This window comes from Sphingorhabdus sp. YGSMI21 (genome assembly GCF_002776575.1).
Classification (GTDB): domain Bacteria; phylum Pseudomonadota; class Alphaproteobacteria; order Sphingomonadales; family Sphingomonadaceae; genus Parasphingorhabdus.
In genome coordinates this window covers 512,865-537,587 of record NZ_CP022548.1, presented here as the reverse complement: position 1 = coordinate 537,587, position 24,723 = coordinate 512,865, and the positions used below count along the sequence as shown (strand labels likewise).

General features: G+C 56.4%; 17 protein-coding genes. 16 read left to right on the top strand and 1 reads right to left on the bottom strand.

Annotated features, from left to right (window positions below; translation table 11 throughout):
- The first annotated feature begins 392 nt into the window (after positions 1–392).
- The 10 genes from CHN51_RS02485 (at position 393) to CHN51_RS02440 (ending at position 13,241) form a co-directional block, all read left to right on the top strand.
- On the top strand, positions 393–3,407 hold the full coding sequence (locus CHN51_RS02485; protein ID WP_206169952.1) for a TonB-dependent receptor: 3,015 nt from the start codon (positions 393–395) through the stop codon (positions 3,405–3,407).
- A 156-nt stretch (positions 3,408–3,563) separates the two neighbouring features.
- On the top strand, positions 3,564–4,304 hold the full coding sequence (locus CHN51_RS02480; RefSeq protein WP_100092599.1) for a FadR/GntR family transcriptional regulator: 741 nt from the start codon (positions 3,564–3,566) through the stop codon (positions 4,302–4,304).
- 173 nt (positions 4,305–4,477) lie between these two features.
- Entirely contained in the window at positions 4,478–6,685 is a 2,208-nt protein-coding gene (locus CHN51_RS02475; protein ID WP_164088968.1) for a polysaccharide lyase 6 family protein, read from the top strand.
- The gene (locus CHN51_RS02470) at positions 6,682–8,865 is read left to right on the top strand and encodes an alginate lyase family protein (RefSeq protein WP_100092597.1); all 2,184 of its coding nucleotides are present in this window, start codon (positions 6,682–6,684) and stop codon (positions 8,863–8,865) included. The genes CHN51_RS02475 and CHN51_RS02470 overlap by 4 nt, the downstream gene beginning before the upstream one ends.
- Entirely contained in the window at positions 8,862–9,233 is a 372-nt protein-coding gene (locus CHN51_RS02465) for a cupin domain-containing protein (RefSeq protein WP_206169950.1), read from the top strand. The genes CHN51_RS02470 and CHN51_RS02465 overlap by 4 nt, the downstream gene beginning before the upstream one ends.
- A complete protein-coding gene (locus tag CHN51_RS02460; protein WP_206169942.1) occupies positions 9,230–10,516 on the top strand; it encodes an MFS transporter in 1,287 nt (428 codons plus the stop codon). Before CHN51_RS02465 ends, CHN51_RS02460 begins: the two co-directional genes overlap by 4 nt.
- A gap of 42 nt (positions 10,517–10,558) precedes the next feature.
- Positions 10,559–11,314 (top strand): glucose 1-dehydrogenase, encoded by a 756-nt coding sequence (locus CHN51_RS02455; protein WP_100092596.1) that lies wholly within the window; start codon positions 10,559–10,561, stop codon positions 11,312–11,314.
- 34 nt (positions 11,315–11,348) lie between these two features.
- Positions 11,349–11,990 carry a bifunctional 4-hydroxy-2-oxoglutarate aldolase/2-dehydro-3-deoxy-phosphogluconate aldolase gene (gene eda / locus CHN51_RS02450; RefSeq protein ID WP_240616837.1) on the top strand — a complete coding sequence of 214 codons (642 nt, stop codon included), beginning with the start codon at positions 11,349–11,351 and terminating at the stop codon, positions 11,988–11,990.
- Between the two features lie 11 nt (positions 11,991–12,001).
- Complete coding sequence (locus tag CHN51_RS02445) at positions 12,002–13,033, top strand: sugar kinase (protein WP_100092594.1); 1,032 nt, start codon at positions 12,002–12,004, stop codon at positions 13,031–13,033.
- Between the two features lie 7 nt (positions 13,034–13,040).
- The gene (locus CHN51_RS02440) at positions 13,041–13,241 is read left to right on the top strand and encodes a hypothetical protein (RefSeq protein ID WP_100092593.1); all 201 of its coding nucleotides are present in this window, start codon (positions 13,041–13,043) and stop codon (positions 13,239–13,241) included.
- A gap of 77 nt (positions 13,242–13,318) precedes the next feature.
- Here CHN51_RS02440 and CHN51_RS02435 read toward each other — a convergent pair whose 3' ends face one another.
- Positions 13,319–14,419: an endo-1,4-beta-xylanase gene (locus tag CHN51_RS02435; protein ID WP_100092592.1), complete on the bottom strand. Its 1,101-nt coding sequence runs from the start codon at positions 14,417–14,419 to the stop codon at positions 13,319–13,321.
- 333 nt (positions 14,420–14,752) lie between these two features.
- Here CHN51_RS02435 and CHN51_RS02430 point away from each other — a divergent pair, with 333 nt between their 5' ends.
- From CHN51_RS02430 to CHN51_RS02405, 6 genes are all read left to right on the top strand, one after another.
- Complete coding sequence (locus tag CHN51_RS02430) at positions 14,753–16,006, top strand: NAD-dependent epimerase/dehydratase family protein (protein WP_100092591.1); 1,254 nt, start codon at positions 14,753–14,755, stop codon at positions 16,004–16,006.
- Positions 16,007–16,030: 24 nt separating this feature from the next.
- Entirely contained in the window at positions 16,031–17,596 is a 1,566-nt protein-coding gene (locus CHN51_RS02425; RefSeq protein WP_123906220.1) for a hypothetical protein, read from the top strand.
- The gene (locus tag CHN51_RS02420; RefSeq protein ID WP_100092589.1) at positions 17,593–19,422 is read left to right on the top strand and encodes a glycosyltransferase; all 1,830 of its coding nucleotides are present in this window, start codon (positions 17,593–17,595) and stop codon (positions 19,420–19,422) included. The genes CHN51_RS02425 and CHN51_RS02420 overlap by 4 nt, the downstream gene beginning before the upstream one ends.
- Positions 19,419–20,327, top strand: coding sequence for a DUF2860 family protein (locus CHN51_RS02415; RefSeq protein WP_123906219.1), 909 nt, complete (start codon positions 19,419–19,421; stop codon positions 20,325–20,327). Before CHN51_RS02420 ends, CHN51_RS02415 begins: the two co-directional genes overlap by 4 nt.
- Positions 20,328–20,530: 203 nt before the next feature.
- Positions 20,531–21,430, top strand: coding sequence for a LysR family transcriptional regulator (locus tag CHN51_RS02410; RefSeq protein WP_100092587.1), 900 nt, complete (start codon positions 20,531–20,533; stop codon positions 21,428–21,430).
- Between the two features lie 230 nt (positions 21,431–21,660).
- Entirely contained in the window at positions 21,661–24,723 is a 3,063-nt protein-coding gene (locus CHN51_RS02405) for a TonB-dependent receptor (protein ID WP_240616836.1), read from the top strand.

Here is a 24,723-nt window from a genome sequence, read left to right as displayed (position 1 = left end):
ATCGCATCCGGGGGTTGGGATGGGCCAATATATCCCGGTTCTGCTTCCGGACTGACCCGGCGTGCGAAGGATGTCTGGTCTCAGCGGCCGTCGCTGTGCTGGACAAGGGTTTGCGATCACCAATTTCCCGGCTTGAACGGGAATGTGACGCGGCGGGAGCTTGAACCCGCCGCGTCATTCACAATCGGAATATTGAAAGCAGGATGGCATTGGTATGATGCCTGTATTTTGATTGGTATAGATTAAAGGTTGACATATAGGTAGGCAGGCGGCAGCATACCACAAAAATATAAAAGCAAAGCAGAGGGGATTTTATGAAACAGGCGGCTGAATTTGCGCGCGAGAATGGATCGCGGCGACGTTTTTCTACAGCACTTCTGGCGGGGACGGCCATGGCTATGATCGCTACGCCTGCCTGGTCGCAATCGACCGGAGCGGACGAAGGCGCGATTGTCGTTACCGGCATCCGAGCAACCATTCAGGACTCGATTGAAGCGAAGCGTGAGTCGACCGAGGTCTTTGATGCGCTGTCGGCCGAAGAGATCGGTGACATACCGGCGCTATCGATTGGCGAGGCTCTAGAGACCCTGACCGGTGCGGCTTCTCACCGGGAGCAGGGCGGGGCCACCGAAATTTCAATCCGTGGCCTAGGCCCGTTCCTGGGCTCTACGGTGATCAACGGCCGCATCGCATCTAACGGCAGTGGCGACCGCTCGGTCAACTTCAGCCAGTTCCCTTCCGAGCTTTTCAGCAAGATCGGTATCTACAAGACGCAGGCTGCCAGCTATATTGAAGGGGGCGTGGCCGGCCAGATTGCGCTCGAATCCATTAAGCCACTCGATTATGGCAAGCGCAGATTCCAGGGCAATTTCAAGCTGAACGCCAATCCTGACAATCTTGATATCGATGCGGATCAGCGGTTCCAGAAATTCGGCTATCGTATCACCGGAAGCTATGTTGATCAGTTCCAGCTGGGTGATGCCGAGCTCGGTATTTCGCTGGGCTATTCCCGCAACAAGACGACCAATCCCGAGCAGGAAGCCAATGTCTCCAATACTATCCGGGCCTGCGTGGTTGATCCAACGGACACTGGCGACGGCGTGTTTGATGATGGCAATTGCGATACCAGTGGCGGTACGATCGACGGCCTGCGCGATGGCACTGTCACCGATGATTTTGTCATTGCCCGGAACAGCTATGCCTTCCGGTCCAATATTACCGATGATACGCGCGATTCCTTTTTTGGCGCTTTGCAGTTCAAGCCAAGCCCCGATGTCGACATCAACGCGGATTTCCAATATTCCAAGCGTCTTTTCAGAGAGCAGCGCAGCGATCTGAACTTCGCCGAAGGACGTCGGATTGACGGTCTGGGCGACGCCAATGCCATTCCGGGATATCCGCTTATTTATACGGAAACGGGGGCGTTGCGGCAGTTTACCAACGAACAGCGGATCGAAGCGGTCAGTGAATATCTGGAGCGCGACGAGGAATATTATGGTGGCGGGCTCTCGCTGGACGCGCAAGTCAGCGATCGCGTGAAAATCTCGCTCGATGGCTCCTACTCGAGAACCCAGCGGGTGGAGCAGGCGGTCCAGATCCGCTTCCGCACCGAAGATAATGAAGATATCACCGGTGCCGCTGCATGGCCGAATGCGTTTGAAAGCGATGGCAGCTCGACCAATGACCGGGTCGAAACGGCTGTCCAGATCCTTCAGAACGGATCGCAAGGCTTGAATTTTGTCACCCAGAATTTTGATGTGACCAATCATGACCTGTTTGCCAATGATCCGCGACTGCGCGCTGATCTGGAGCAGGACCGGTTCAATAGTGTCTGGGCATTTCGCGGCGACGTCGAATATGAAATGGATGGATTTGTAAACACGCTCCAGGCCGGCGCCCGTTATCAGCAACTCCGCTACCGGGACGTGCCCGGTGCGCTCGGCGCCAGCCGGTTCGAGAATAGCTATAATGACACCGACGGAACCGGTGCCCTGGCCGTAGCGAACCGGGAATGTCGGACAAGCTTTCCCGAAAGCGGCTTCCTTTCCTCCATTTCCGGTGGGAATCCGCTCATTACGAATGTCGATTCATCGGGCAATGTGATTGGCACCTACAACAGCTTCGCAACCTTTGATGCGCTGTGCATTGCGCAGGTTCTCGAGCGCGAGGATCCGTCGGGTCTGCAGTTTGATGAAGATGGCGTTCCCATCTATCCGTCCGGAAATTTCGATTCCGCGCAAAATACGGATGTGACCGAGCGCAGTATGGCGGCCTACATACAGGCCAATTTTGATGGTGATCTTGGTGACACCCCCATTCGCGGAAACGCCGGCTTGCGGGTGGTCAAGACATTGGTGAATTCCACTGGCTTCCGTTCGGATTTCAATGTTGTTCTCGATGATGTTGATGGTGACGGCACCGCCGGATTCGTGCTGGTCGAGGATACTACCAACCTGATCCAGCGGCAGACGAAAAATTCCTACACGGAATTTCTGCCCAGTCTGAACATCGTTGCAGAATTCCAGCCCAATCTGCTTGGACGCTTTGCCATCTATCGCTCCCTGTCGCGTCCTGACCCTTCGTCGCTTGGAGACGGCCGGGTCTTTAGTTTTAATGACGATGACGAATTTGCGACGCCGGCAGACGCCATTGCCGGAGGCTTCAACAATGTCAGCGCGACGGGCAATCCGCTGACGGAGCCACTGCTTTCTTGGAATTTCGACGCAGGTCTCGAATGGTATCCCAACGAGGATACGATCCTGGCTTTCAACGCCTATTACAAGAGTTTCGACGGCGGATTTGATGCAATCGGCTTTACCGAGACGTTCACTATCAACAATCAGGACATCGACCTCTTCACGACATCGGTTGCTACCAGTGACGACACAAGCAGAATCTATGGTGTCGAGATAACAGCAGCCCACCGTCTTAGCTATCTGCCGGAACCGCTCGATGGTCTCGGGTTCAAGGTCAGCTATAATTATGCAGATTCGAATTTCGAGTTCGAAGACGATACATTGGGAGCAATCACGACCCCGACCCCGACTGGAACGACGGTTAGCAACGGTCTGATCGTGCCTTCAAACCTGTTCGGTTTTTCCAAGCACGTGCTGGCGGCGCAGCTATATTATGAAATCGGTCCGTTCGATTTCCAGGGCGTCTACAAATATCGCAGCAATTACTTCCAGCAGTTTGTCGCAACTCCCGGACGCGTCCGGTATGTTGACGATGTCAGTGTTTTCGAAGCCCGTGTCTCTTTCCGGTTGAACAAGAATGTGAAGTTCACGCTCGAAGGGATCAACCTGTTCAACGAGCCGCGGACCAATTATCGCGGCGCGCCAGACGACTTCGGAGCGATCCAGGTATACGGGCCACGCTATTTTGCGGGGGTACAGTTCAAGTTCTAGAAACCAACGGGGGATGGCGCAGCGGGAGTTTGAACCTGCTGCGCCATTTTGTGCAAAACTGTCACGCAGAGGCTGGAGTAGACAATTGGTATGGAGATGCGCTATCAGGAGAAAGCGGGTCGAAGTAACAATCTTTCAATGGGATAGACAGGGAATATGGGCGAAAAGCGACTTTTCCATAGTGTGGCAGAGCAAATCACTGATCTAATCAAGGATGGCGTTTTTCCGGTTGGTGCGCGGCTTCCCGGCGAGCGCGAACTGGCTGAGCGTTTCGGGGTCAGCCGGGTCACCATACGAGAAGCCGAAATTGCGCTCCAGGCGATTGGCCGGATTGAAATCAAGACCGGTTCCGGTGTCTACGTCAGTGAAAAACAGCCTGGTGACGACAGTCGTCTGCCAGACGTCAGCGCCTTTGAATTGACCGAAGCGCGGTCGCTCTTTGAAGCCGAAGCAGCGGCTTTGGCTGCCCAGAATATTTCTGATGAAGATATCGCCAAGCTCGGCAGATTCATCAAGGAAATGGATTCGCAAGACGAAGAGGTCTCCACGCAGGCGGATCAGCATTTTCACATCACGATTGCCGAAGCTTCCGGTAACGCCGCGATCGTTCATACGATAAAAACGCTTTGGCGGATGCGCGAAGAACTGCCCGATGTGAAGGCCGCTTATGAATCTGTTTGCGAACATGATGTCCGCACCAGAACCAGCGAGCATCAGGAAATTTACGATGCCTTGGCGACGCGCAATCCGCTTGCGGCGCGGCAGGCCATGCACAGCCACTTCCGGCGCCTGATCGAGGCGATGCTGGACGCGACCGAAAAGCAGGCTCTGGAAGAAGTCCAGCAGCGCGCCAATGAGAGCCGCGAGCGCTTTTTGTCCTCGGTCAAACTCGGCTGATAAATTCCCGGCGGCCAAGCAGTTATACCAATTGGTATGAACAAAAATTGAATTTGGTAGCATCAATTGGTTGACTCACGTCGACTCTCCTGATAGCCCCGTTCCCAGATAATAAGAGAGGGTGACGGGGAATGTGGACAGGGCGCTGCCTTGCTGGCTTATGTATTTGGCTCATGGCGGTCCCCGCGCAGGCCGAACAATATTTCGTTAAAAATATCGACGAATATAACGAGGCGGCAAAGAAGCTCGTTGCCGGCGATATCATCATCCTCGCCAACGGCAGATGGCATGATTTCGAAATCAAGATTTCCGGCAAAGGTACTAAAGAAAAGCCCATCACCTTGATTTCCCAGGATCCGGGTAAAGTTGTAATTACCGGCCAGTCAAATCTGCGGATTGGTGGCGAATATATACTGGTCACCGGATTGGTATTCCTGAACGGCTACAGCCCGACCGGCGAAGTCATTTCTTTTCGCAGGTCGAAGGATGATCTCGCCCGGAACAGCCGTGTGACGGAAGTGGTGATCGACGGGTTCAGCAAGCCCGATCGCTATGAGTCCGATTACTGGGTCGGCATGTATGGCAAGAACAACCGGTTTGACCATAATCACTTGGCTGGCAAGACCAACAAGGGTGTGACCCTGGCGGTTCGTCTGGATAGCAAGGACAGTCAGGAAAACGGCCACCGCATCGACCATAATTACTTCGGACACCGGCCTGTTCTCGGTTCGAATGGTGGCGAGACATTGCGCATCGGGACCAGCAAATATTCAATGTTCGATTCCAACACTCTCGTGGAGAATAATTATTTCGATCGCTGCGATGGCGAAGTTGAAATTATCTCGTCGAAGGCAGGGCGAAATATTTTCCGGGGCAATATGTTTTTTGAATCAAGCGGGACGCTGACGCTGCGCCACGGGGATGGCAATCTGGTCGAAAACAACGTGTTCTTCGGCAATGGCAAGGACCACACCGGTGGCATCCGGGTCATCAACCGGGACCAGACGATCCGGAACAATTATATGGAAGGTCTGCGCGGTACCGGCTTTGCCAGCGCCCTGACCGTGATGAACGGCGTGCCCAATTCGCCCGTGAACCGCTACGTCCAGGTCGATAATGCCATAATCGAGAATAACAGCGTTGTGGACAGCACGCGCATCACATTCGCGGCGGGTGCCGATGCGGAGCGATCCGCAGTCCCGGTTAACAGCCGTTTCGAGAACAATTTGCTCGGCGGTACTGGCGCCGGTACATTCTTGAAGGTTCAGGACGATATCAGCGGCATCGCATTCGCCGGAAACATGCTCGTCGATGGCAAGCTCGAGAAGCCGATAGCCGGGATTTCAGAAAGCGAAACGGCTCTCATCCGGGCGGAAAACGGTCTGCTCTATCCCGAAGGCTCCGATAGGGGCGTCTCGCGTGATCTGGTTCCCGTTACCCGGGATCAGGTCGGCGTCAAATGGTATCCGAAGCCGTCGGCAGGTGACCGGTTCGGTGCGGGAAAGTCTATTTCCGTGGCACCGGGCGAAGACACGCTGACCGAGGCATTCGCTCTGACTTCCGATGGCGATCGTCTGATGTTGAGCGCCGGCGACTATCTGGTGAACAAGATACTGCCGCTGGACAAGGTCCTGTCGATCGCGGGACCGGAAAATGCTGTGGCTAGAATCAGCTTCGCCAGGCCCTCGCTAGTCGAAATCAGGCAGGGGGGAAGTCTGCGTCTCAGCAATCTTGTTATTGATGGTGAATTGGCCCCGGATTCGGTTGGCAATGCGGTTATCCGGACTACGATTTACCCAATCCAGTCCAATTTTCTGATCGAGCTTGACGGCGTTACGGTGGCGAATCTGGACGTAAACAAGTCCTTCCACGTCGTCGCACTGGGCAAGAGTTCGTTCGCGGATCGGATCAGCATCAGAAACAGCAATTTTACCAATATTTCCGGTTCTGTCTTGCAGGCGGCGGCGGAGGCCGAAGATTACGGCCAGTATAATGTCGAATATGTCGACGTGGCGAACTCCAATTTCAAGGATATTGGCGGCGAGATATTCAACATCTACCGCGGCGGTCGGGACGAAAGTACATTTGGCCCGCATTTTTCCCTGACCGGTTCCGCCTTCATGAACGTCGGGCGCAGCAGCAATAATGTCACGGGGGCATCCGTGGTTCTTCACGGGGTCCAGCATAGCGATATCAACGACAATGTTTTTCAGGACGCCGCTCCGATCAAGATCACCCATACCGTCGGACGTCCACGGACCCGGATAACGAACAATATATCCAGAAACATGCCGGCACCCATTCTTGAGGAACTGAATTATCAGGGCGCACATCGCGCCATTCTTGCCGGAAATCAATTTGAAGGCGCAGCACGGCCATGAAGGGTAAGCTCATCGCGGTCGCACTATGGAGTGCTGCATCTTCTGCCGCCGTGGCAGGCCAGGTCGAATCCTCCCCGACCGGTTCTGCTGCGGCGGCGCAATATTACAGCCCGCTTTTCAAAGACGAACTGGATCGCGCGCGGACCTTTGTCGATCAGATGATGGCGGCTGGTGTCGTCGTTCCCGTTCCCAGCGATCCCGGCGGCGGCTACACGCACGAACAGCACAAGCGCAATTACAAGGCGATCTACGAAGGCGGCCAGCTTTACCGGATTACCGGCGAGCAGAAATATGCCGACTATGTCCGCGACATGTTGCTGGCCTATGCCGATCTCTATCCAACTCTGGACGAGCATCCGGCACGCAAGAATAGCCAGAGTTCCGGCAGAATTTTCTGGCAGGTGCTGAACGATGCGATGTGGATGGTGCACGGCATCCAGGGATATGAAGCCATTCGTGACAGCCTGTCAGAGGCCGACCGCAAGAATATCGACGACAATCTCTTCCGCAAGGCAGCCGCATTCCTCTCCACCGGCTCGGCGGTGACGTTCAGCAAGATCCATAACCACGCCACATGGGCCACGGCCGGTGTGGGCATGACGGGCTATGTTCTGGGCGACAAGGAACTGGTCGATATCGCTCTGCTCGGGCTGGACAAAAGCGGCGAGACCGGATTTTTGCGGCAGAGCGAACTGCTCTTTTCCCCCGACGGCTATTATACCGAAGGGCCTTATTATCAGCGCTTTGCATTGAAGCCCTTCGTGGTTTTTGCCGGGGTAATCGAAAAGAACGATCCGGCGCGCAAGATATTCGAGCATCGCGACGGCATATTGCTGAAGGCGCTGCGCACCACGATCCAGCTGACCTATGACGGCTATTTCTTCCCGTTCAACGATGCGATCAAGGACAAAAGCCTTCAAACCGACGAACTTTATCACGGCGTCGCCATTGCCTATCGCAAGACACGCGATCCGGGACTGCTGTCGATCGCGCAGTGGCAGGGGCGCACGGTGCTGACCGATGACGGCAAGCTGGTTGCCGATGATCTGGCCGCCGGCAAGGCTGGCCCCTTCCCCTTCAAATCGCTGCTGTTGAGTGATGGACCCGAAGGCGAACAGGGCGCGGTCGCTATCCTGCGCGAAGGCGATAGTACAAGCGGTCAGGCACTGGTTGCCAAGAATAGCTCGCAAGGCATGGGACACGGTCATTTCGATAAGCTGAGCTGGCAATATTATGACAATGGCAACGAGATTGTCAGCGACTATGGCGCCGCGCGTTTCCTGAATATCGAGGCCAAGGACGGCGGCCGTTATCTGCCGGAGAATGAAAGCTGGGCGAAGCAGACCATTGCCCACAATACGCTGATCGTCGACGAAAAAAGCCATTTCGATGGCGATGTGAAGGTTGCGGATACCATTGCGCCAAAGCAGCTTTATTTTTCTAAAGCTGAGGGCGCGCAAATCAGCTCCGCCGTGATTGAGGGCGCCTATCCCGACACCCGCTTCACCCGGACATTGGCGCTATTCTCGGTCGACGGCCTATCTGCGCCGCTCGCTCTGGACATCGTGCGCGTGCAGTCCGACAGCCCGCATCAGTACGACCTGCCGCTGCATTATCAGGGGCATATCATGCGGGTCGGCTTTGACACCGAATCCCATATCGCGGCGCGGCCGGTGCTGGGAACCGGCAACGGCTATCAGCATATCTGGGTCGATGCCGTCGGCAAGCCGCAGGGGCAAAATGGTTTCGTTACGACCCTTCTCGATGGACGCTTCTACACCTATCGATTTGTACCACAGCGGGGTGCGGAAGCGATTCTGGCGGAAATCGGCGCCAATGACCCCAGGTTCAATCTGCGCCGCGAGCCGATGGTCATCCAGCGGATCAGGAACGCGCAAAATACGACCTTTGTTAGCATATTGGAATCCCACGGGCGCTATGACGGGGCGGCGGAGCAGACGGTTGGCAGCGACAGCCTGATAAAATCACTCAGCCATGAAAGCGTCAATGGTTCTGACATCGTCATCGTGGAAAAATTGGACGGCAAGAAGATCGCTCTTGTTGTGTCCTACGATTCTGATGCCGAAAAGAAGCATTCGGTGAAGCTTGGTGATCAAATGTTGAACTGGACCGGATTTGCAGCGCGCATCGATCTGCCAGCTGGAAAGGCAAAGCGATGACCGCAACAATGCAAAACCGCAGCGAGACATTTGTCCAGGCTTCGGACGTTCCGCTGGAAACCGTGGGTGAGGGGATTACGCGCCAGATATTGAGCTATGGTCCCGATCTCATGCTTTGTCGTCTGTGGTTTGAAGCGGGTTCCGTCGGCGACGTGCACCAGCACCCGCACGGTCAGATCAGTTACATCGAATCGGGCCGGTTTCTCTCGTTTGTGAATGGCGAGGAACAGGAACTCGACGTCGGCGACAGTGTGATCATATCGCCCGATACCGATCACGGTATCAGCTGCATCGAGGCCGGTTCGCTGCTCGACATATTCAATCCGGTACGGGAAGACTTTTTGGCAACGGGGGAAGATGAATCGTGAGCGCTGTGAAAAAAGTCGGCAATTTCCGCTGGGCCATTGTCAGTCTCGTCGCGCTGGCGACGATCATCAACTATATTGATCGCGGCGCGCTCGGCTTTCTGTGGCCGGAAATTTCCGAAGATATCGGCCTTACCAAGACCGACTATGCAATCATATTGAACGTATTCACTTTTGCCTATGCTTTCGGGCAGACGCTGTTTGGCAAGATATTCGACTGGATCGGCACGCGTCTCGGCTTCGTGCTGTCGATCGTCGTATGGTCGGCGGCGACGATGTTGCACGCCGCTGCAACCGGCTTGATGAGCTTCGCTGTGTTTCGGGGGCTTCTCGGCCTGTCCGAGGCGGGTAACTGGCCGGGTGCGACCAAGGCCAATGCCGAGTGGTTCCCGATCAACGAACGTGCACTGGCGCAGGGTGTTTTCAATTCCGGCGCGGCGATTGGCGGCATCATTTCCGCCCCGATTATCGGGATTCTCTTTGTTTTTCTGGGCAGCTGGCAAGCGACTTTCATCGCCGTCGGCGCGCTCGGTTTCCTCTGGCTCGTGCCATGGCTGATCATTTACAAGTCCGGCCCTGAAAGCCATCCCTGGCTGACGGAAGACGAGCGGCAATATATCCTGACCGGCCAGAAGAATGCCGAAACCAACGAGGCCGCCACCTACGCGCCCAATTCTGGCGAAATTCTCTCGCGCAAGGAAAGCTGGGGCGTCATCATGGCATCCTTTTTCCTCGATCCGATCTGGTGGCTGTTTGTCGGCTGGCTGCCGCTCTATCTGTTTGAAACCTATGGCTTCGGTGTCGAGGAAATCGCCACCTATGCCTGGGTGCCCTATGTCGGCGCGATGTTCGGCGCGTGGTTCGGCGGAATCCTGGCCGGGCGGCTGATAAAATCGGGCTGGACCGTCAACAAGACGCGCAAACTGGTGATCGCTCTCGGCGGACTGATCATGCTGGTTTCGCTGTTGCTGACCATCGTCGCGGCTTCGCCCTTGATAGCGGTATTGCTGATGGCGGCCATTTTGTTCGGTTTCCAGACGGCGGTTGGCAATATCCAGACATTGCCGAGCGATTTCTACAGCGGAAAATCCGTCGCCTCGCTGGCTGGTTTTGCCGGCACGGCTGCCAAGCTGGCCGTGGTGGGGCTCAACTTCCTGATCCCGGTCATCACCGTCAACAGCTATGCACCGGCCTTTGCGGTTGGTGCGGGACTGGCGATCATGACCGTCTTGTCTGTTCTGGTCCTCTGCACCGACATCAAACCTCTGAAACCAAAAAATTCTTGATCACTTCCTCCTCCTCCTCATCTGAAAAACAGGGAAAATAATATGACCAAATTTAAAGGCAAAACCGCGATCGTAACTGGCGGCAGCCGTGATATCGGCCGCGCCGTTTCGGAAAAACTGGCCGCCGAGGGCGCCAATGTCGTGGTTAATTACTGCAATAATGAAGCGGACGGCCAGGCCACGCTGGACGCGATCAAGGCGGCAGGCGGCAGCGCGATACTGGTCCAGGCCGATGTCACGAAACAGGCCGATGTTGATCGTCTGGTCGCGGAAACGGTGTCCGCCTTTGGCGACACGATCGACATTCTGGTGAACGTCACTGGCGGGCTGGTTGCGCGCAAGGGCCTTGCCGAAATGGACGAAGAATTTTTCAACCAAGTCATGCAATTGAACGTCACGTCGACGTTCATGATGACCCAGGCGGTCGCGCCCCATATGCCCGAGGGAAGCGCCATATTGAACTTCGCTTCGCAAGCCGGCCGTGATGGCGGCGGCCCCGGCGCGGCGGCCTATGGCACGTCAAAAGGCGCGGTGATGACCTTCACCCGGGCGATGGCCAAGGAACTCGGACCCAAAGGCATCCGCGTCAATTCGCTGTGCCCCGGTATGATCGCCACCGCCTTCCACGATACGTTTACCAAGGACGAGGTGCGCAGCGCTGTTGCCGCCGGTACGCCGCTCCGCCGCCAGGGCAATACGGCAGAGGTTGCGCGTACGGTGGCCAATCTGGTGTCGGATGACAGCAGCTTCATTACCGGCGCCAATATCGACCTCAACGGCGGGACATTTTTCTCCTGATCTCCAGAATTGCGAGCATGAAATGACCAGTGATATGGACAAACTACTAGAGGCGAAATTTGCCGCTGCGCCGGTGGTGCCCCTGATCGAGGCCAGTGACCCGGCGGTCGCGGTGGCGACGGCCAAGGCACTGCAGGCGGGCGGCCTTGATGTGGTCGAAGTTGTCCTGCGCACCGATGCCGCACTAGAGTGCATGTCGGCGATTATATCGGAGACTTCGGATATCGTTGTTGGCGCCGGCACGGTGTTGACGGTGGATCATGCAAAAGCGGTCGCGGATCGGGGGGCGCAGTTTGTCGTTTCGCCCGGCCTTGTCGACGATGTGGCGCGTTTCTGTCTCGATCGGGACTTGCCATTCTATGGCGGTACAATGACGGCTGGCGAAGTGCAGCGCGCTTATGCTTTGGGTTTGCGGACGGTGAAATTCTTTCCGGCCAAGCTGGCGGGCGGCGTGCCGATGCTCAAGGCCTTGAGTTCGGTCTTTCGCGATATGCGTTTCATGCCGACCGGCGGCGTGTCCGCAGACAATCTCGGTGAATTTCTGGCCGTGCCTTCCGTTGTTGCCTGCGGCGGGAGCTGGCTCACGCCCAAAGCGGCGATCGAAGCGGGCGATTACGATGCAATAACCAGGCTGGCGGGCGAAGCTGTTGCTCTCGCAAGCGCCGCCAGATCATAAGGATTTTGAATATGGCGGAATATTTGTCATTTGGTGAAATCATGCTGCGGTTGAAGACGCCGGGGCACGAGCGGTTTTTCCAGTCGCCCGCGTTCGAGGCAACATTCGGCGGCGGCGAGGCCAATGTGGCCGTCGCGCTGAGCAACTATGGTCTGTCATCAGGCTTCGTTTCGGCGCTCCCGGACAATGATGTCGGCGCTTCGGCGATTGGCGAGCTCAAGCGTTTCGGCGTGGATACCTCCAACATTCGGCGCTCCGGCGACCGGGTTGGAATTTACTTCCTCGAAACCGGTGCCAACCAGCGGCCCTCCAAGGTTATCTACGACCGGGCCCATTCGTCAATCAGCGAGTGCAAGATCGGCGATTTCGACTGGGCGAGCATTTTTGCCGGCGCGAAATGGTTGCACATCACTGGCATCACGCCGGCGCTGACGCAGGATTCGGCTGATCTCAGCATCGAATGCGTGAAGGCGGCAAAACAGGCAGGTGTGACGGTGTCCTGCGATTTCAATTTCCGCGGCAAGCTCTGGAAATATGGCAAGAGCGCGCCAGAAGTAATGAGCGAACTGGTCAAATATGTCGATGTCGGCATTGCCAATGAAGAGGATTGCCAGAAATCGCTCGGCATCAGCGTCGACGTCGATGTCGAAACCGGCGAACTCGATACCAGTAAATATGAAGCGCTTTCGGACAAGGTGCTGGAATTATATCCCGACATGGCAACCATCGCGATCACGCTCAGGGAAAGCCACAGCGCCGATCGCAACGGCTGGTCCGCCTGCCTGCGTGACCGGGAACAGGGTTTCAAATTGTCGCGCCACTATGAACTGACAGATATCGTCGACCGGGTTGGCGGCGGTGACAGCTTTGCTTCTGCATTGATCTATGGCCTCAACGCCTATGACGACAAGCAACAGTCGCTCGAGTTCGCGGTGGCGGCAAGCTGCCTGAAACATTCCATTCTCGGTGATTTCAACCGGGTCACGGTGCCGGAAGCCGAGAAGCTCATGTCCGGCGATGGATCTGGCCGCGTGCAAAGATAAGCGCCAGATGTTGCTCAGCACACTCAATGTGACGGTTGGCCGAAGGGCAGCACAGGGTGGCTGCCACTCCATCCGCGTCGCCAACGACAACCCGTCCCGCGAGCAGATATTGTTCGAGAAATGCGTGCAGAGAGAATTGGGCGGGACAGGCGTAGATGGCGGCAAGTCGATATGCCAGGATCAAGGCAAAGCAGATCCTCTATCCTAACGGCCGGCTGAGCAATTGATTTCTTCTGCGCCGGATAGCGGATTAGCTGTGCTGCAGAAAATCTGATGGATGGGCCGTCACCGCTGCGGAGCCGACCGCAGCGCTTTCGCTATGGCCCGGTGCATTTTTTTCGGTCTCAAGCGGTCGTCATAGGGATGACCCCGCAAGGCCAGGCCGTCGGCGCGCCTTTTATAGGCCGGATAGCCCGGCCGGTTCATATAGCTGACACCATCGGCCAGTGACCAAGTTATGATTTGCTTCACATTGGCAAAATCGAGCGTGAGATCGAGATAGCCTCTGGTGAAGGCGGCGGTCTCCGCATCGCGTCGCCCGGGATCCGGATCGTCTATGTTGCGGTCGCTGCAATCGAGTTCGGTCAGGATGATATCCAGACCCATAGCCTCTATTTCCTGCAGAAACAGCCGCCAGCCAATCTCGTCCCTTGGCCTGCCTAGCGTATTGCCGAGGTGGCTCTGGATACCCAGCGCATCGACCGGAACGTTACGCGCCAACAATCGTTCCAGCAGTCGCAACAGCGCATCGCGATGCAAAGATGAAGCTTCCCAACTGATCGTGTCATTGTAAACCAGCTGAGCCCTTGGCGCTTTTCTTTTCATGATTCTGAAAGCCAGGTCGATGAAGCGTTCCCCCATCAGCCGGTTCAACGCAGAATGGCGGATCTTTCCGTTGCGCGGATTGATAGCCTCGTTCACGACATCCCAGGATGTGATATCAGGATATGTCCGGCCAAGATAAGCCGCGTGCCGCCACATGTGTCTGGTCAATGGTCGCGACCGACCGCGGCGCAATCCATCGGTCATTTCGACGAGCCATGCCGGCATGCGTTCGTCATGGTTCCATATGAAGCAATGGCCGCGCGTATCCAGGTCCCGATGCCGCGCGAATTCCGCCAAAGCCTTTGCCGGCAGGTCCTCACGAATGTTCCGGTCGGGTTCCAGATATTTCCATTTCAGGCTGTTCTCGGTAGTTATGGTATCGCATTCGCGAGCAATGAGGCCGGCGAATTTGTCGTGGTCCAGCCACCGTGCCGATACCGCGCTGCCGAAGGAAAGACCGCGGCTCGCAGCGATAGCAGCCAGCGAGCCATCCGGTCGGGGTGCCGCCAGAAGCGGACACGGGCTACCGAGGGCGAATCCCGCACCGACGGCGCCGCGCATAATATCCCTTCGTGTGAAAAACGGCTCCAATGGTGAGGTATCTCGACGCATGCCCAAGGTTAAGCTGATCCGGTCGCAAGAAGTCAACTGCAATTGATTCTCAAGAAATTGTAGGAAGTTTACAGTAGCTTAGCCGGCCAATTGTTGAATTATTTTATTCTGACACTGCAATCGCCAAATGTAAACAAGTCTAACAGAATGTAATTTGCCCTTGTTAGACCGCGCGGAAATCTGCAGTTCAACCGTGCGCAGAGAGTTGTTGCGCTCCAGTAGTAACTGGCCGGGATGCTAGCCCGATTGAACAATAATATTTGAAGAATAGGGCCTTATCTTATGAACGGCAAAAAAATACTTGTGCTTGGCGGAGACGGATTCTGTGGTTGGCCAACCGCATTGCATCTGTCCTCCTTGGGTCATGATGTCACCATCGTGGATAACCTGTCGCGTCGACGTATCGACCTTGAACTTGGCATCCGCAGCCTCACCCCGATCGAACCGATCGACGTCCGGGTCGAGGCATGGCAGGAAGTCTCCGGCAACCGGATCGACTATGCCGTTATCGATATTGCCAAGGAATATCAGGAATTTTGTGATTTTCTCGCGGAACTGCGGCCGGATACTATTGTCCATTTTGCCGAGCAACGCGCTGCACCTTATTCGATGCGCGGCGCCAAGGAAAAACGCTATACCGTAGACAATAATCTTTCGGCGACCCACAATGTTCTGGTGGCATTAAATGATCTGGGACTGGAAACCCATCTGGTGCACCTTGGTACCATGGGTGTATATGGTTATTCCGGTGCGGGTTTCGAATTGCCCGAAGGCTATCTGCCGGTTGAAGTCACCGATGATCAGGGCCAGCGTCACAAGCGCGATATACTGTATCCGACAAATCCGGGCAGCGTCTATCATCTGACCAAATCGCTCGATCAGCTGTTGTTCCAATTTTATGCCAATAACGACAAGATGCGCATCACCGACCTGCATCAGGGCATTGTCTGGGGTACCCAGACCGACCAGACCCGTCGCCACCCGGCGCTGGTCAACCGGTTTGACTATGATGGTGAATATGGCACGGTGCTGAACCGCTTTCTGGTGGAATCCGCAGTCGGCCATCCCCTGACGGTCCATGGTACGGGCGGCCAGACGCGCGCGTTCATCAATATTCAGGATACGGTTCGCTGTGTCGAACTGGCGGTCAATAATCCGCCGGCAGCCGGCAGCCCGGTCAAGATCCTTAACCAGGTTGCTGAAACCTTGCGGGTCAAGGAACTGGCGCAACTGGTTTCGTCGATCACCGGCGCTGAAATTGCCTATGTTCCGAACCCGCGCAAGGAAGCGGAAGAAAATGACCTGAACGTCAGCAACCGGCATTTGCGCGCTCTGGGCCTCGACCCGATTTTGCTCGCGGCAGGTCTGCTCGACGATACGATAGAAATATCGTCGCGCTACAAAGACCGGATCAATCTCGACAAAATTCCTGCCCGTACGGCGTGGAATGAAGACCGGTCGCAGGCGCTGGGCGTGGATGCCGAAGAAAGCGAATATGAGTCGGCGATTGAGCAGCAAAGCCAGCAAGCCGCATAACGATCAAATGAAAAGAAGAATGTAATGAGACTCATAGGCGTAGGATTGCTGGCGTTTGTACTTGCGGGAGTTCTTGTCCTGTTGGGGCAGGGCGGTGCCTTCAAATCAGGCTGGACCAAGCTCAGCGGTGGCGAACAGCAGCAATTTTCCGACTATGAAGGTGCGGCGGGTCTGGGTTCTGATATCAGTGGGACCAGCGTGTTCACGACGGGACAGGACTCTGACACGCCGCTCATTCTCAGCGGACTTCCATCCTATACCGGGCTGGTCTTTCATTTGCCGAACGATGCCCGACCGGTCAGCGGCCGGTATGAACTGGTATATTCCAGCCGTGTCACCGAAGGCGTCGAAGGCGTTCTGCGCGTCTCGATCAACGGGGTCAAACGCGCTGATATTCTTTTGAACCAGAGCAAGGGCCAGCAGAAAGCCGAGATCGAGTTGACTGCAAGCGAGCTGTCGAGTGGTACGCTCGACGTCGGGTTGAGCTTGCAGGGCCGTGGGGAGATCGCCCAATGCTCTCCCAATGATTCCATCGCCGCCGTGGTCGAGATAAAGCCACAAAGCGGATTGCGTCTGGAACTCGCCAAGCCGGTTGAAACGACGAGCGACCGTCTCGCCCTTTGGGGTGGCCGGGTTCCGGTTTCATGGAATGCACGCAACAGCAATGAAGAGGCGCTGATATCGTTGGTGCACGGTGCCCGGCTGGTGCAGAAGGGCTATTTGCTTCACTTCGGTCCCAATGGTCTTGATAGCGTCGCTCTGACAAAACTTTCCGGCGAAGCAAAGCCCTATAGCGATGTCTTTATCCAGCCCGCCTATCCCATCCCGTTCACCGGCAAAAATATCAATCGCGGCATGCGCAAATTCGACCGGCAGACCAGCTGGCGCTATCATTATAGTGTCACCGATCTGCCCAACCAGATATTGCCATCGGCTCTGGACATGCGTCTCGTTGTAGGGCCGACGGGCAATGATACGAGCTATGACCTTACCGTCGCTCTCAACGATCATTTGCTCTTCTCGCGGCGTCTGTCATCCCAGACGGAACGCGTCAGCCAATCGATACCGCTCCCGGCCGGTCTGCATCAGGCTGATAACAAGGTGGAAATATTGCTGGCCTCCGGCGACAGCAATCTTAACCGATGCGGAACCGATACGCAGTCAATTGCCGAGCTGCTGCCCGACACCGTGTTGAAAGGGGGAGGGCAGCGCGCGTCGGACAGTCTTTCCCTGCTGCGGGCGAAACTATCGGCTGTCGATACGGTCGCTCTGCTTGGCAAGATAGAAACTGCAGTCGACGCCCAGGCCGCCGCCCAATTGCTGGGGCAACTGGACCCGCGTGGCCTGTCCTTCGTTACCGGTAGCACAGCAGCGAAAATCCGCGTTGTCAGCGGCGACATTGTTGCTGCAATCGCAAAAGAAGGTGTGCAGCCCAGTGACTGGATCGTCTACAAATCACCGGATCGCAATGGCGGGGTCGTCGCTCGGCCGGTCGGCGAAATCGTGACGCTTTCCAGTTCGGCTGTGGCATTGCTCGTGTCAATATCCGGAGATGGCGGAGCATCCGGTCCGGCGGGAAATGATGGTTGACCACCCCGCTGACCAGTGATTCCCGGCGAGAGGCACAATATGGATCGGTCGACAGCCGCCCGCGCGGGCTGGCTGCGTCGGTATCGCCGCTGCGCGTGCCGGCAATGCTGCTCACATTTTGCCTGCTGGCATTGCTCCAGCTGTGGGCCTTCGGCACAGGAGAATTCGACTGGCTCTTTCCCCAGCGGGATTATATTTTCGCGCCCTATGCCGGGCAGCATTCCATCGCCATCCGCACCTACATCGTCTCCTTCTATATCGCTTTCGCCTGTTTCGGCAGCGGATCAGCGATTGCGCGGCTATTGTTCGCCTTTGATCTGGTGCTGCGTTTTCTCCTGATCTGCTGCTTGCTCGACCTGCTGAACACGATTTTCCTGTCGCTTGTCGGTGATCCCTATGCGTTGGCGGTCGTCCAGATCATCGCCGGTTTGATCGGCTTCGGCCTGTTTTCGCTGATGCTGCTGGAACGCGGGTCGATGCCGGAAAAAGTGGACATGGATATCGGCGAGCAGAAAAATCTCCGACCGGTCTTGCGTCTTGCATCCACCGCGGTGATTGCGGCCTCCCTTTCAGGTTTTGTCGGCTATTCCGACTTTGCCGTGGTGGAAGGATTGCGGGACATCACCCTGCTGGGCGGGATCGGGCCCGGCGTTCTGCTGTTTCTGCCACTGCTGTTTCTTCAGCTCTACCTGATCAGCCTGATCGAGCGGCGGCTGGACGCCAAAGATGATTTCCGCGCCCCGGTCAGCATCATAGTGCCAGCCTTCAACGAACGCTATATCATCGCAGAGACCATCCGCCACATCGACAAGGCGGCCCAGCATTATGGCGAAACCGTCGAGCTCATCATTCTCGACAATGGCTCGACCGATGATACGGAAACGATAGCGCGGCAGGCGATGGACGAAGCGACCGCTTTGCAGGGACGGATCATTCACGTTGCGCAGAGCGGCAAAGCCCATGCTCTCAATCGCGGGATCATGGAGGCCAGCCACCCGATCACCATCCGTATCGATGCCGACACGCTGATCGCGCCGGACAATATCACTCTCGCCGTACAGAATTTCTCCGACGAGGAAATCGGTGTGGTCGGTGGCATACCCTTGCCACCGGGCGGCGCGATGTTCGATCGCGCCCGGCTGGTAGAGGTGCTGGTGAAGCACGGCTATTATTCCCCGGCGCTCAGCGCGCTGTGGGGCCTTGTCGGCGTGCCGGGCATGTTCGCGGTCTATCGAACGGGGCCGCTGAAAAGCGTCGGCGAGTTCGCGTCGGGCATGAACGGTGAAGATACCGACATGTCGCTTCGGATCGGCGAAATGGGCTATCGGGCGATTGTCGACCACCGGGTGCGCTATGTTTCGGAAGTTCCGACAAGTTTTGCTCATCTGCGCGAGCAGCGACTGCGCTGGTTCCGGTCCGTCTATCATGTTTCCTCGCGCTGCCAGGATATTATTACATCGTCATCGATGACGATCCGCGGGAAGCTCGTCCTGCCCTATATGCTGCTGAATTCTGCCCGGCGGGCGATGATGGTGCCGATTTTGCTATTCGGTATCTTCCAGTTTTTCACCGATACAGACCCGACCAGTCCGTTGGTCTGGCAGGCCATTGCTGCCGTGCTGATCGGCGCTCCGATGCTGGTGGCCGTGGCCGCAATCCTGATCAACGGCAGGCCCGCTGCGCTTCTGGGGCTGCCGGAATATATCTTGTTCCGGGCCATGCGCGCCTGGTTCACGCTCGAATCCGTTCTGACCATTCCGATCAACCGGAGAGCCAAGTCTTTCCGGCAACCTTCTCTCTCGACGCAAAGTGACGCAAGCCCATGAAAAGATCATTGCAGATTATCACATACGCCATCGCAGCCTCTGCCAGCAGTGCAGCCATCGCAAAAGACGACGGTTTTTTTGTCACCGCAGAAGTGGCGGCCGGACAGGACGTTGTGCCGGCCGATATCATCGAAAACGGGATCGACCAGGATCGCATCGCCGGTGCCTTCGAGAGTGACGTCCGGCTGGGCTATGATCTGGGCCCGTTGCTGCTGGACTTTGGCGCAGACATGGCTCTCTATCCCGAAGACAGCCGGTTTAATCGCTATGCATTCGGACCAGGAATTCGCGCCGACTTCCCGCTGGACGAAAACGAGGCTACCAAATTGCGCCTCGGCGCCGAATATCAATATGTTCTGGGCGAAGACGGACGCGTGTTCGACCGTCCGCGGGCAGAGGCGCAACTGATCCATCGTCACTCGAAGGAACATGTGACCACGGCGCGCCTGCGCTTTGGTTTCCGCAACCAGTCCGAGGACCGCTTCACCGGATTTGATCAATCCGAATGGTTGGCCGAATTGCGCCACAACTGGCGTCCGGAGGGCGGCCCGACGTCCGTCAACCTCTCGCTGCTCGGGTTGAAACATGACGCAGATGACAATCGCTTCAGCTATACCGGTTACGGTTTCCGCCTTGTCGGTAGCACGCCGCTGGCGGAAAAGCTGACCGGACTCGCCCGCATTTCTGTCGTGCAGCGCGATTACGAGGATGATTTCTCTCAACTATATCCGGTAAACCGTTCCGACACCCATATACGCGCAACCGCCGGTCTGGACTATCAGGCATGGGACCGGGTCTCAATATTTGCCGAAGCCGGATATGTCAGCAATGCTTCGAATATTCCGGTGCGCGATTTTGACGGATTTGTCGGCCGCCTCGGGCTGCGCTTCACGTTCGAAGACTGATGGCCGATTGTGCGGGCGGTGACTTGAGGATATCCTCCGCAACCACCCGATGCAGGCTGTCGCTCCCGTAGCTCTGCGTTCCGCAACATGCTCCAGTCCGGTGAAAATCGCCCCCTGGCAGAGCCGGCCTGCCGGGAATGTCCAGATCGGCCGATCTTGCCGTCTCCGTTTGCCAATCGCTTTTTCCAATGGCATGACAGGCTATGCGGTTACGACAGATTGAAATATTTTATCACGTCTATCGAGAGGGTTCGATCAGCAGCGCAGCGCGCGAATTGCATGTGTCGCAGCCTTCGGTAAGCAAGGTGCTCCGCTATGCGGAAGATCAGCTTGGATTTGCCCTGTTCAGACGGGAAAAGGGCCGGTTGTTTGCGACGCCCGCCGCCGATGAACTGTTCGTGGAAATCGAGGACATCTACAACCGGATCAGCGCATTCGACCGGACCACCCGGAATATCAGAAAGCGTAAAGGCGGGCATATCCGCTTTGGAGTTCTGCCCTCGCTCAGTCTCGATCTGTTGCCCGAGTGCATAGCGGCCATGCGCCTGGCCGACCCGGAGATGAGCTTTGAAGTAACGACCCTGCATTCCAGCGAAATGAATCTGTCGTTGCTGGAAAAACGGTGCGATATCTGTATCGGCTTCGGCAATGAAGCCGACGAGCGGCTCGCCAGTCAACAGCTTGGTAATGCAGAATTGCTGCTGGTTGCACCCTCCGGTTATGAGGGCATTCCTGAAGGGAAGGTAGACCTCGGCTTTCTGCATCAGGCCGATTTCATTGGTCTGCAGGATAGTGGCCCGGCGGGCGTTCTATTATCCAAATCCATGGCTGAGCGCGAAATCCTCCCGCATGAAGTCGTTACAGCGCATACCTACCACATCGCTCTGTCGCTGGTCGGCAAGGGCGTCGGCATATCTGTCGTCGATCAGTATACAGCGGCCAGTTCCTGGGTGGATGACCTGACCAAGCATCATTTTGTCGACCCGCTGGTTCTTCCGGTGTGCGCTGTGAGCCACAAGGATAGCCAGCAGCCCGAACTCATAGAAAGCTGCCTCTCTGCGCTTTCCGAAGTTATCGAAAAGATGTCTTCCACCGGAAATTGAAAGACTTACAGCGGAAATCCCGGATTACGGTGATGGCCAAGGCATAGCCTTGGTCTATAACTTTGGCCCCAAAATGTCGGGTCCCCGGCGTTGCCAATGCGGTTGCGTTTATGCGACAACATGCCGGGGCAACTGGAAAAATCAGTAATCCATAGACAAGTAAAAACGGCCGGGGTCGCCGAAACAGGGAGGCAGAAATGTCACAATCAAGAACACGAATCTGTGCGTTAATGTGCACAACAGCTTTATTCGCGACGGGGACGGGCACCGCATTCGCGCAAGAAATAGCGGCGCAGGATGCGGCGGCACAGGATGTTGCAATCGATGAAAATGTGATCGTAGTCACCGGCTCGCAGATCAAGGGCGCGAAAATCGATGATATCCTGCCGGTAACGGTGCTTGATGAAGTGGCAATCGAAGCCACGGGTGCGGATTCGGGCGATGATCTTTTCCGGGCCATACCGCAAGCCGGTACGGTCGAGTTCAACGATCAGAGCAGCCAGTCGAACAGCCCGAACGCTGCGCGCGGCGACATTGCGTCGATCAATTTGCGCGGATTGGGCACGGGCAACACACTGCTTCTGATCAACGGTCGCCGGATGGTTCTCAATCCCGGTTTCCAGACCGAATTGTTCGTTCCGGTCGTATCGTCGGACACGAACGAAATCGCACCCGGTGCCGTCCGCCGCATCGAAGTCCTGCGGGACGGTGCCTCCGCGCTCTACGGCGCTGACGCCGTTGCCGGTGTGGTGAACACGATCCTGAAAGACAATCTGGACGGCGGGTTCCTGCGCGCGAACTATGCCGCGTCCATGGGGACGAGCCTTTACAATTCGAGCATTCGTGGCGGCTATGGCTTCGATTTCAACGAAGGCCGCAGCAATCTGACGCTTTACGGCTATTATTATCATGAAAATGGCGCGCCGACTTCGATGCGCGACTATTCTGCGAGCAGCGATCTCCGTCCGTTCGTCGAAGGTACGGAATTCGAAGGCGACGCCAATTTCCATAACAGAACCTCGGATACCCCCTGGGCGACATTCGACATTCAAGGATCGGGTGCGACTTCCAGCAATATCTGGGCCATACGCGATGACGATTTTCACATCCAGCCATGCAGCTTCCTGACGGCAGGCGACACGCGATCTGTCGAACTTGGCAACGGCCTTTGCGCAGATAACGGATCCAGCGTGGATTCCGATCTCCGATATGATTCAAACACGGACCGGAGCCTCTATTCCGAGAAAGACCGCTACAATATCTCCGCGCTCTTCAACCACGAACTGAGCGATGCCGTTGAATTTTACGCCGAAGGGTCGTTCTATCGATCGAAGTCGACGCGCGTTCGTGAACAAAGTGGCCCACTGTCAGCCGTGCCGCTGGGCGTTCTGTCATCGGCCTATTATAATCCTCTGGGCGCCACGACATTGCTCGACGGGTCTCCCAACCCGAACCGGCTTGACGGACTTGGGTCCGGAGTGAGCGATTCCGGTCGCGACCTGTTGCTGGAAAATTATCGTGTAATCGACGCGGGGCCGCGCAGCATCACGGTGTCAAAAAACACCTATCGTGTGGTCGCAGGCCTGAAAGGTGACTTGTGGGGCTGGGATTTTGATACCGGCTTTCTCTATTCGCAGGCCAATACCACCGATCTGGCCCACAACCGGATATCCAGCAGCCTGTTGCAGGATGCGATCAACCGCAATGACGCGACCGCATATAATCCGTTCAACGGGGGCTGTCTCGATAATGTAAATGTCGGCGATTGTACCCCGAGCAACGCCCAGGTTCTGGAAGATATTTCCATTGACGTGTTCCGCAAGGGCGAGACGACATTGGCGCTCGCCGATTTCAAGGTCTCCAGACCCGATATCTTCACCCTGCCAGCGGGTGATGTCGGCTTGGCTGGCGGGATAGAGTTCCGCCGGGAGACTTTTCTGGATGATCGCGATCCCAGACTGGACGGAACGATAACCTTTACCAATGCCGTCAATGGCGCAACCAACGGCAGCGACGTGGTCGGCAGCAGCCCGACGCCGGATACCAGCGGTAACCGCGAAGTATATTCGGCCTTTGTCGAAACATTCGTGCCCCTGATATCGGAGGACATGGAAATTCCGCTGGTCCATTCGTTGAACCTGCAGCTGGCCGGCCGTTTTGAAAGCTTCTCGGATACCAGCAGCACGTTCGTTCCCCGGGCCGCCGCTGCGTGGACGCCCTTTTCAGGTGTGATCCTGCGCGGTGCATGGTCGCGAGGATTCCGGGCTCCGAACCTGATCCAGGTCAATGATACCGGCACGACCCGTTCGAACTCCGAACGGCCGGCAGTGGAATGTGTTGCCGAGCTTATCAAGGGCATCGAAACGGATGCTGGAGATTGCGGCACCCGATCGGTTGTCGACTATCGGACCGGCGACGATCTTGAGCCGGAGAAGAGCCAGAGTATCAATTTTGGTGTCGTCGTTTCCCCAGCTTTCATTCCCGGGCTAACGCTGACGGCTGACTATTGGCGCGTCAAACAAACCGGCATAGTCGGCATTTTTGGTGCCCAGAACGCCCTGTACCTGGATTTGGTCGAGCGTCTGCAAGGCCGGAGCAATCCGAATGTCGTGCGCGCTGATCCAGATGCTGATCAACTCGACCTGTACGCCGGAACCGGCATTCTGCCGGCCGGTGATATTATCGAGATCTTGAACCCGTATCGCAATCTGGATTCCAGAGTCAGCAAAGGCTTTGATTTCGGCGTATTCTATACCGTGCCGGACTTCGGCCTCGGCAAATTCAAGCTCACCCTGAACGCCGCGCGACTGAAGAGTATTTACCAGACGCCTGGCGCGGACGGCCTGCCGCTGCTTACCGAACTGCCCGATCTGCTGGCGGCGATTCCGGAGGTTTCGGCTGGCAGTATCGCAACCTTGCGGCCGGAAGGCTTTGGCGAGCAGCTCGAACTGGATGGTCGGCCGAAATGGCGGCTCAGCGGATCGCTGAACTGGCGGTCGGGTCCGGTCTCGGTCAACCTGTTTGGCCGTTATGTCGGCAAGATATTCGATGTCGGTGCCGTTCAGGATGATACCGGCGCCTTCTACCGGGTCGATGACTGGTTCACCATGAATGCCTCGATCAGCTACACGATCAACAATGATACTGCGCTGGATGGAACGCGGCTAAAATTCGGGTTCAACAACATCTTTGATGAGGAACCGCCGCTGTCTGACGAATTGTTCGGTTTCGACGGTGCATTGCACAGCGCCCGGGGCCGTCAGTTCCGCTTCGAGATCCAGAAGAAGTTCTGA